At 58.8% G+C, this 8,657-nt stretch carries 13 protein-coding genes; 5 read left to right on the forward strand and 8 right to left on the reverse strand.

The genetic code is table 11. From position 1 onward, the window contains the following. Window positions 1–108: 108 nt before the first annotated feature. Window positions 109–792 (reverse strand): helix-turn-helix domain-containing protein, encoded by a 684-nt coding sequence (locus XH84_RS31925; RefSeq protein WP_128948542.1) that lies wholly within the window; start codon window positions 790–792, stop codon window positions 109–111. Window positions 793–1,332: 540 nt separating this feature from the next. Between XH84_RS31925 and XH84_RS31930 the strand changes: the two genes are divergently transcribed. Further along, window positions 1,333–1,599: a DUF3551 domain-containing protein gene (locus XH84_RS31930; protein ID WP_128948543.1), complete on the forward strand. Its 267-nt coding sequence runs from the start codon at window positions 1,333–1,335 to the stop codon at window positions 1,597–1,599. A 251-nt stretch (window positions 1,600–1,850) separates the two neighbouring features. Here the strand turns inward: XH84_RS31930 and XH84_RS31940 are convergent, their stop codons facing one another. The 6 genes from XH84_RS31940 to XH84_RS41060 form a co-directional block, all read right to left on the reverse strand. After that, a complete protein-coding gene (locus tag XH84_RS31940) occupies window positions 1,851–2,375 on the reverse strand; it encodes a MarR family winged helix-turn-helix transcriptional regulator (RefSeq protein ID WP_128948544.1) in 525 nt (174 codons plus the stop codon). A 154-nt stretch (window positions 2,376–2,529) separates the two neighbouring features. Then, window positions 2,530–2,772, reverse strand: a complete 243-nt coding sequence (locus XH84_RS40180) for a cold-shock protein (protein ID WP_347338886.1) — start codon at window positions 2,770–2,772, stop codon at window positions 2,530–2,532. Between the two features lie 134 nt (window positions 2,773–2,906). Further along, the gene (locus XH84_RS31950; RefSeq protein WP_128948545.1) at window positions 2,907–3,314 is read right to left on the reverse strand and encodes a hypothetical protein; all 408 of its coding nucleotides are present in this window, start codon (window positions 3,312–3,314) and stop codon (window positions 2,907–2,909) included. Window positions 3,315–3,538: 224 nt separating this feature from the next. After that, window positions 3,539–3,925 (reverse strand): hypothetical protein, encoded by a 387-nt coding sequence (locus tag XH84_RS31955; RefSeq protein WP_128948546.1) that lies wholly within the window; start codon window positions 3,923–3,925, stop codon window positions 3,539–3,541. A gap of 682 nt (window positions 3,926–4,607) precedes the next feature. Continuing rightward, window positions 4,608–4,832, reverse strand: coding sequence for a hypothetical protein (locus tag XH84_RS31960; RefSeq protein ID WP_128948547.1), 225 nt, complete (start codon window positions 4,830–4,832; stop codon window positions 4,608–4,610). Window positions 4,833–4,845: 13 nt separating this feature from the next. After that, window positions 4,846–5,568, reverse strand: coding sequence for a hypothetical protein (locus tag XH84_RS41060; protein WP_245471916.1), 723 nt, complete (start codon window positions 5,566–5,568; stop codon window positions 4,846–4,848). A 254-nt stretch (window positions 5,569–5,822) separates the two neighbouring features. Here XH84_RS41060 and XH84_RS31970 point away from each other — a divergent pair, with 254 nt between their 5' ends. The 3 genes from XH84_RS31970 to XH84_RS41695 all read left to right on the forward strand — a co-directional run bounded on the left by XH84_RS31970 (window position 5,823) and on the right by XH84_RS41695 (window position 7,141). Then, entirely contained in the window at window positions 5,823–6,125 is a 303-nt protein-coding gene (locus tag XH84_RS31970) for a hypothetical protein (protein ID WP_128948548.1), read from the forward strand. A gap of 72 nt (window positions 6,126–6,197) precedes the next feature. Then, on the forward strand, window positions 6,198–6,989 hold the full coding sequence (locus tag XH84_RS41690) for a DUF6088 family protein (protein ID WP_347338887.1): 792 nt from the start codon (window positions 6,198–6,200) through the stop codon (window positions 6,987–6,989). Next, window positions 6,986–7,141 carry a hypothetical protein gene (locus tag XH84_RS41695; RefSeq protein WP_347338888.1) on the forward strand — a complete coding sequence of 52 codons (156 nt, stop codon included), beginning with the start codon at window positions 6,986–6,988 and terminating at the stop codon, window positions 7,139–7,141. Before XH84_RS41690 ends, XH84_RS41695 begins: the two co-directional genes overlap by 4 nt. Window positions 7,142–7,421: 280 nt before the next feature. On the opposite strand, the gene XH84_RS31980 is transcribed toward XH84_RS41695, so the two are convergent. After that, window positions 7,422–7,634 (reverse strand): hypothetical protein, encoded by a 213-nt coding sequence (locus tag XH84_RS31980; protein WP_128948550.1) that lies wholly within the window; start codon window positions 7,632–7,634, stop codon window positions 7,422–7,424. Window positions 7,635–7,989: 355 nt separating this feature from the next. Here XH84_RS31980 and XH84_RS41070 point away from each other — a divergent pair, with 355 nt between their 5' ends. Continuing rightward, window positions 7,990–8,232: an N-terminal phage integrase SAM-like domain-containing protein gene (locus XH84_RS41070; RefSeq protein ID WP_245471917.1), complete on the forward strand. Its 243-nt coding sequence runs from the start codon at window positions 7,990–7,992 to the stop codon at window positions 8,230–8,232. Window positions 8,233–8,657 lie beyond the last annotated feature (425 nt).

An 8,657-nucleotide genomic window follows, 5' to 3' on the forward strand; every position in this document is an offset into this window, starting at 1 on the left:
CCGCAAAGCCGCCCGCCCGCTACGGCGCTGTTTGGGGGCGCGCGTGCAGGCGGCTTTGCTCTACCGAGCTACACCATCAGTTGGGACACGACCCACGCCATCCGCATCTTAGCTTTGCAGGTCAAGGCTCGCGAGCCGCTGCCGGTCCAGAATCACGATCTCGCGTTGGGTATTGCCGATGAAATCGAGAACGCCATCAGTGTGCAATTGCGATACTGCACGCGAAACGGTCTCGACGGTCAAACCAAGGTAATCCGCGATGTCGCGCCGAGACATTGGGAGCGAGATCACGTCAGCAGCCGTGAGTCGTTCATCCATCTCGTGCAAGAACGCGGCAACGCGCTCCAGAGCAGTTTTACGTCCGAGCAGCAGCATATGGTCTTCGGCGTGTTGCAAGTTATTCGTCGTCAAGCTGAGCAAGGTGCGCCAGACAACCGCGTCATGCTCGGCGACCGTCTCAAGGTGTTGCCGTCTGATCAGGCGAACAGTGGTTTGGATGATCGCTTCCGCCGTAAATCGGTAGATTCCGCCGTTCTCGAGTCCAAAAATATCACCCGGCAAATGAAATGCACCAATCTGGCGCCGCCCATCGGTGAGTAATTTGCAGGTCCGTACCGCGCCTTTCCTGACCTGGTAGACGTACTCGGCTGGCTCACTCTCGATGTAGATGGTTTTACCTTTCTTGTAAGTGAATTCACTCAAGCTGACGATCGGATTCGAGCCGCTCGATATGCCGAGCTCACTGAGCGAATTGATTCGGGATCTATGGTCTTTGGTGATGCTCACGAACATGGTCCGACACTCCTGAACCAGAACATGCGAAGTGAATTGGAGCCTCGCGAATCGATCCGGCGCAATCTATGGATGTCATTGTAACAGCGGCTATGAAGAGAAGAAGTCGTGTCGTTGTGACGCAGCGCGCGCAACTGTTGAGGGTGACGCAATGTGTGGCCTCCGGTCGACGTGGGGGCCCCGCAACACGCGTCGGAGCGAACGAAGCGATCGTTAATCGACTGCTATACGAATGTTCTGCTGCGCAAAGGAGCCAAGTCGCGCTTAAAAGATGCATTTCACTGCGGAGTATCTTTGAAAGGCGGCTTCGGATTGCGCGTGAGTGTGTCCTGGACCAAGGACGGGGGCGGATAATCGGCTCCAGCCCTCTTATTACCCCCACCCTGATATCAACGTCTGCTCAAGTGCCCCGTCGAGGCTCCACGGGTGATTGTCTTGATGACGATGGTCCAACTGGACCCGACAGCGGCAATTGACTAAGATCAAATCATCTAATTCGGATACTCTATCCTTCAGCGAATTAAGGAGGCAAGAGATCTCATGCGTTACCTTCTCGCGACTGGAATCCTAGCACTTCCTATCCTCGTCAGCTTTGGATCAGGTTCGACCGCTGCTTCACGGGTTCATTCGTACACCCCACCGGCTCGCCAAGACGTTTATTGCCTGCAGGGCCGAGCCTGGGGATATCCGGGCAACTGCCAGTTCTCGACCTACAGTCAGTGCATGGCTACCGCATCCGGCACCTATGCTTATTGCGGTATCAATCCGATCTACGCCTTCGAGCGACAGGGAAGGCAATTGCGCTGAGGCGAACGTCGTCAGGTCAGCCAAGCAGCTTTGAATGGACGGGCGGGCCGTTCAAACTCTTGTTGCGGTTCGTTCGACCCCAGCCGCTGAATCGGCTGATTGAGCCCTTCGTTCGACTGCGCCCGGCGCCGTGCTTGCATCTGGACGGCATATCCGCTCCCGGGGCGGGGCGACACTGTTCGAAAGGGAGCTGCTGGCTCAGATGGTCTCTCGGAAGATAGCAGAAGGCCCGCGTTCTTCCCAGTACTGTCTCAATCTGTCTCAGAGTCCAGCGCAGCGTGCAGCCGAGCCTTCTCCAACCGAGACCTGAGTCCACTCAAACAGGCCGCCAGTTTCGCGAACTCCTGAATACTGAGATAATCAAAGACGAACTGCTCAAGCTCCTCCTGCTGCCTTGCAATGCTCGCAAGGCTCTTGCGAGCGATGTCCGTGAGCGACAAAAGGACATACCTGGCATCATTCATGTCAGATTTCCGGCGCACGAACCGCTTACTCTCGAGCTCCTTCGATTGCTTGGTGATGAAACCCGACTCAACTCTCATCAGCCTCGCGACGGCATTGACGGGAACACCATGCTCTTCTTCTAGCTCCGTGAGAGCCATCAAGATCATCATTTGCGGACCAGTAATGCCAAGCGCATTCGCGTGGTAGGACCGAAGATCGTCAAGACATATGTCGATTGATCTGATCTCCCACGTAAAACGCCTGAGTAGATCCTGGCTGACGCGCGGCTCCTTCCGGGAGCGTGTTGCTAATGCAGGCAGCTTGGGTGGCATCTGATCTCAGGAGCTCCATCCTCAAAATATTGCTTGCTTGCTGGCTGGGCTCAGCAAAGAGGACCGATCCTCGCTGATCACTTTGACGCCCAAAGCGCCCGATCAATCAGGCGCCACAGCCAGACCATTCGTTCCGGTTCGATTTATGAGGATATCACCCAGGGCCGGCTTCGAGTGTACCACGCAAATTCGCAAAATCGTTGCGATTAAATCCGTCAAAAACTCGATGGTCTCCGCCGGATTTATGTCCAGCGCCGCCCTTATGCGCATTTGAGCTGCAATGCAGCGCGAGAACGTGAGCAGCGAGGCACCAAGCGGCTTCGGCTTCGCCATCATCGGGCTTGATAAATCCATAACCCTTTGTCGCGCTGAAGCACTTCACAATACCGGTTGCCACTACAATGTCCCCGTCTCAAACAACCGCGATCTAAGTATGGCTTGCGAGGCATCAGGCCCGTGCGCGGGGGGGGCAATGTTGCTCCGGCACGATATGGAGCAACATTGTCGCCGGGCGTGAGCTTTACGGAGAAGCTAGGTGGAACGCCCATCGCGCGCCCTCAGCCGCTTTCGGCGGAGGTGCCGGCGACTGGCACTGTGACCTTGTCGGCCCGGCGCAAGCGCGGGAAGCTTACTTGCAAGGGGGTTCTCAGCCATGCCTTCGAGCGTTCGCTCCTGAGAGTCAGGTACGCTCTTCTGTTCCAGAAGAGCAAGAAAGGCCCGGCCTTTGTCGGTTATGATCCATTGTCCGGGTTCTCGCTTAACCAGCCCTTGTCCGAAAATATTGAGATCCAGCGCCCGCGCCGCCAATCGCTTCGTACGATCCGTCCACTCCGGACCGCTGGTGTAGAACACCGCCAGGTACTCCTTCAGGACGGCAAGGCTCGCCCGGCCCTCCGGTTGGCCGGCGAGAATCTTAAGTATCGAGATCTGAAAACTCACCTTCTCCAACCAAGCGCGGTAGCACCAAAACCGCAAATCTTAGCGGCACCTGCCGGACCCCGCGCTCGACTTTAGAACAAGAATTTCAAAACAAATGCTGATGCGGATACGGCAGATTGGGGCGCGAGTTTAGACCGTCCTTGTCGAGCTGGGGAGGCCCTTTAATGGAAATAGAGAAGCCCAGCGACGGCACCCCAGAAAATTATGCCGGCGAACGCCATGTCTTAGCCGCCTGAGCGCCCAAGCCGCTGCGCTGTGCCGATTTCATCGATCGCGTCCGCCAGCCCTTCTAGGAACACTCGGTGCCACGCATCATCGTCGGGCAGCTCCCACTCGGGAAGGCCGGCGACGTATCTGGTCAGAGCGATAGCGCCCGCGATCGTGGTTGGCTTTGAACGGATGAGCACATTTGCATGCTCCGAGAGAGCCAGGTTCCTTTGGCCGCTGATCTCGTCGGCGGCAAAAAAGTCGGCAACATCCTCGAGCTTGGCTGAAACCGACGCCGCCGCATCGTGGTGCGCGGACAGCTCGCGATGACGCTCGATCACTACGAAGATCGGATCCCGATCTTCTGCAGCAGCCGACTCGGTGGAAATTTCTCGCGATGGCAATGATTGGCCCCGGGCAAATAGCGGGCCGACGCTAGCATAGTGTCCACGGCGATTATCAGCGTAAGGGAGCTTTCTTCCGCTGTCTTTCTGCTCAATCGGCTAGCCAAATCATGGGATTGATCGACTCCGCGGAGGCAAGGCCCTCTTTACCAAAGTTCTGGAACCGACCGCCGAGATGCTCGGCTTAACCGACGCACTCAAGGAGGCCGCTCACGAACGTTCGCATTTCGTCGGACGGATCACCACCCATCACGTTTCTTTCCTCTGAAGCTGCTCTAAAAGAGCCTGCAAAGCCAAAAGAACCTGTTAAGATGTCGAGGCCAAAACCTGCTAGGAGCAACAGTAATGCAATCCACCGACCTGCTCCCCCGCTCCCAAGCCAAAGGGAATTGTCGCTCCGCGGACACGGGCCAACGGAAAGCCTAATGGATCTGCTGCAGGCAGAGCTGGCTGATCGGCTTCTTGTTCCGCCGAAAGTGTTTTTGCCTCCTCAAGGCAAAGAAAGAAGTCCGCCGGCGGCTCCCACGCGACGCAGCCGAAGATAATCGCGGTTTCAATTGATCTTGGAAGCCCGACCCTAGCGTCCGGCTTTTCTAATAGCCGGCTCGAGCGGTCTCTGGCGGCCTCGGTTTGTGCGGTTTGTGCTAACACACCTCGTTCGACCTGAGGGGCGGGATTTTTCTCAGTGACCGTCAATCTCGCGCATGAGGGCCACCTGCCGTATGACAGTGTGAAGAAACCGCATCTCGTCGTCGGTTACGCGCCGGTTGAAGTAGAAGCAAAGCATCTTCTCGTTTTCGGCATCGCGGCCGGCGGCAGGGCAGCGCAGCGGCTCCTGCTTCGCGCCGCTGACAAGCCGCAGTGCGGGCCGCGAGTGTGGTGCCTCGGTCTTGGGGGTGTCTGGCACGGGACGGGCTCTCTCAACGAGTGGGCGAAGCTACTGGCGGGTTTTTGGGCAGGCGGCAGGCGCGCTTCTCCGCATCCACAGCGATCGCGGAGAGCGCTTCGTTCTGATCAATGAGCAGAGAGATCGCCTTCGTCGACCAGTCCTCGTAGGTCAGCGTGCCGGAGTTCCACAAGAAGACAAGCGCGCGGGCGACCGCGTTATGGCGCGATAGTTCCTGCAGTTTGCGTTTAAGCTCGGCGTTCATTTGCTCGGGCATGATCTTCTCTTCGTCGAGGTCGTGTCGGTGGTTATCGGGCGACGCTAAGCTCGAGGAGCGCAATGCCTCGAGCCTGTCGCCGCCATCGCGCCAGTGGTCCCGATCTTTCGTGATGTCGCGCTCGGCCCGATCGCGGACACGGGGGCTTTTAACATCGCAACCAGTGCGATAATCGGCGCCGATCGGCCACCTTCTGCCGTCTTTCTGCTTGATCAGCAGAGGGTTAACAAACCCAGGCGCGAGTAGAGTGGAGGCGACTGCGACATCCATGATGCAGCTGCCCGGCGAGCGGCGGCAATAGTTAGCGTCATCGCCGACAAGGTCTTTAGCACCGTCGCGAATATGGCGGACCCCGAACGTGCGCTTTCCGGCGAAATGATCCGCAACTAGGACGAAAAACGGCGCGCTTTCTATGCGATCCTCCGTCTCGATCCCCTCCAGGATCAAGCGGCTGCGAGGTCCGGTTGGATTCGCCTCCATTGCCGGGCCTCGCTTCCGCCCAGTAGCGGAAGAGCTAGTCTCTGGCTGTTCAGCCGGCGCCAGGCCTCATTGTCGGGGTCTATGTGCGAGACCGCCAACCGTCCAACCGATTTGGAAGCCGGCGCGGGGCTTCCTCAAGCATATCGGCTAAATCGCGCCGTTGCCCGCCCGGAACAGTCACCGCCGAACGTATAGCGCCGCAACAGCGAGGCGGCTACAAGCGGCAGATGATCAACCGATGCGCATAACGGGAATTGATCAAGTGCTACGATTGCGGCGGTAGTATCTCGTTTTCAGCCATTGCCTGGCCGCACTGCGGGTCGCGTGAGCCAGCCGGGCCTTATACGCAAAGCTCAAGAGAGCGGCGCCAACACCGGATCGAAGAGAAAAACGATCAGACCCTGATCGGTGTGGCGGCAATGTGCTCAGGTATGGGCGCCTTGTACGGCGCGGTGACGGCCGGCGCACTCAGCGCCTTCGGCTACGGCCTGCTCGGCGCCATCATCGGCGTGCCGACGGGTTTCATCGTCAATGTCAGCCGGCGCCTACTTGGGTGACGCTCCGGACTTCGTATAAGCGAGCGGTCGAAGACGGTTTGTTGCAAACCTAACTGAGGCGCGTTTTCTGCGATGATTTCAAGCCCGAATTTGGGCGCTGGCGATCCCGGCAGGACGAAAGCCGTTGCCGAGCGCATTTTGAACCAGGTGAACACGCTCCCGGAAGGCGCTTTGATCAGCGCCAAGGAATTCCTGCATCTGGGTAGCCGGGCGGCCGTCGACCAGGCCCTGAAGCGGCTTCAGGAAAAGAAGCAGTTGATGCGCATCACCCGCGGCGTCCATGTGCGCCCTGTGGAAACGCGGTTCGGCATGCGCGCGCCTGCGCCGGAGAAAGTGGTCGCCAACCTCGCGACTTCGCATGCAGAGACCGTCGTCAGCCATGGCGCAGCGGCCGCGAACGCGCTCGGCCTGACAACGCAGGTGCCGACCAAGCTAGTCTACCTGACCTCCGGGCGCAGCCGCCGTCTTAATCTCGGCACGCAGGTGGTTGAGATGAAGCATGCACCGCAGTGGATGCTCCTGCCATCGCATCGGGCGGCAGGGGAAGCTGTGCGGGCGCTGGAGTGTACTGGGGTGGATGCCACCGCGATCCTCGATGGCGCCGTGCATGTCTATTGCCTTAAGCCAGATGCGCAGCGGCATCGCAGTCGATCGGTTTCTGCTCCGAGGAGGGCAATCAGCAGGACCGCTACTCGCGCCACTGGCATGACCTCGTACGGCTGGACGATGAGGGCTACGCCCAAGCCGCCTTCGATGACCGGGATCTTGCCAACGCGGTCGCTGCCCACAAGTCGAAGTTCTTCCGTGCAAAGGACAGCGAAGGCAATCCGATTGATTATGCGAAAGCGGTCTCGGGCGGATTGAAGCTCATTCCCGATGCCGAAGCGCTTAAGGTGCTTGAAGCCGATTACAAGAAAATGGCGGATCACGGCGTACTGTTGGATGACGCCGAGCCGTTCGAAAAATTGATCAAGCGTTGCCGGGAGCTTGAACGCTGGGCGAACGGTGGGGTGTAGCGAGAAGCGATCTTTACGGTAGTGGCGGCTGCACTCTCCGATTCTAGCCAGGCGTACTCACGACATCCGCGAAATCCGTCGCCGAATTTGCGATGTCTCCTCAAAGGTGCTCGGTCCATCGCTTGATCTTGACGTCAACCCGCACCATCAGGTCACCTTCGAAATCAGGTTGCTCCGTTAGGGACACGCTGACGAACCCAGGTTCGCCAGCGGGAGCGAGGGGAAGCTGCCAGACTTCATATCCAGTAACACCCGACTTGCTGCCTTTCGGCACTTGGGCTCAGAGCTCCACCGTGCCGCGAGCTCCGGCGCTACGCGCTCCTCGAAGTCCACTGTCCACACCTGCGCGGAGAAACGCCGCCATCACCGATTCCGAGGCCTTGAGGTTGCGGATCGTGTCTTTGCTTTCGGTCACGATTGCGCGCTCGCGCGTGCGGTCCGTAAGCGGATTGCCGGTTGTGGGAGGCGTTCCAATGTCCAGGCGATCAGCCATTGCGGCCACCATTCTGGAAATGGATCGGCACCCTCACCACCAACGGCGAAGCGCATCAATGGGCAGGGTGAGTGGTTTCGTTTGGGCAATCCATGTTGCCGCATCGATAAGCAAATTGGGCACCATGATTTCCATGTCGGGCCATCTGCGAATGAGCGGCGCATGATCGTTGGCGAGTTCTTCCTTGAGAATCTGGGCGGGCCAAGCACAAGCGTCGTTATGTCGGGTTGCGGGTATCCCTGATCAACGACAACGCGAGCGATGCATTTCCCGCCGCACAGGATATCGAGAGGCGGCTGACCAGTTCTTGAAGGAATAGGAGATCATCACCGAGGGGCAGAGGAGCCCCAAGTGGGTGCAAGGTTATCGTGACCGCTTGCGGCTGCACCTGCTGCCGTTCTTCGGCAGCATGGCTCATTCCCAAATCACCCCAGGCAAGGCGCAGGAGTATCAGGTTCACCGTATACAGACGTCGCCGACGGGCAAGGCGCCTGCCCGAAGCACTCTCCATGATGAGATTGTAACGCCGCGGCAGGTGCTGAAGACCGCCATCCGCCACGAATGGCTGGCGTACCCTCCTGACTTTTCTCCGCCGTAAGTCCCAGGGCAAGGTGGTGCACCGGCCGTGGTTCAGTCCCGAGGAATACAAGTCGTTGTTCGAGAAAACGCGGGAGCCGCGAAGCAGGCGCAACCGCAGCACAAGTGGTCCTCCGAACAACTACACGACTACGTAATCTTCCTCGGCAATACGGGCTTGCGTCCGGACGAGGCCAAGAATCTCCAGCATCGCGACGTCACGATCGTGGAGGAGGGGCCCTCGTGGACCGAGGATCCTGGAAATCGAGGTTCGCGGGAAGCGAGGCGTCGGCTATTGCAAGAGCACGCCGTGGCGGCCTTTCCGTATGAGCGACTGCTCAACCGTCCCAAGTACGTGGATCGTGTCCCGTGGCGTGGTGTAGCTGAGTGCGGGTCACCACGTTCGCCGGTTTGGGCCGGATCGGTCAGCTGGCGATTGCCGGGAAG

The sequence above is a fragment of the Bradyrhizobium nanningense genome, assembly GCF_004114535.1.
Lineage (GTDB): Bacteria > Pseudomonadota > Alphaproteobacteria > Rhizobiales > Xanthobacteraceae > Bradyrhizobium > Bradyrhizobium nanningense.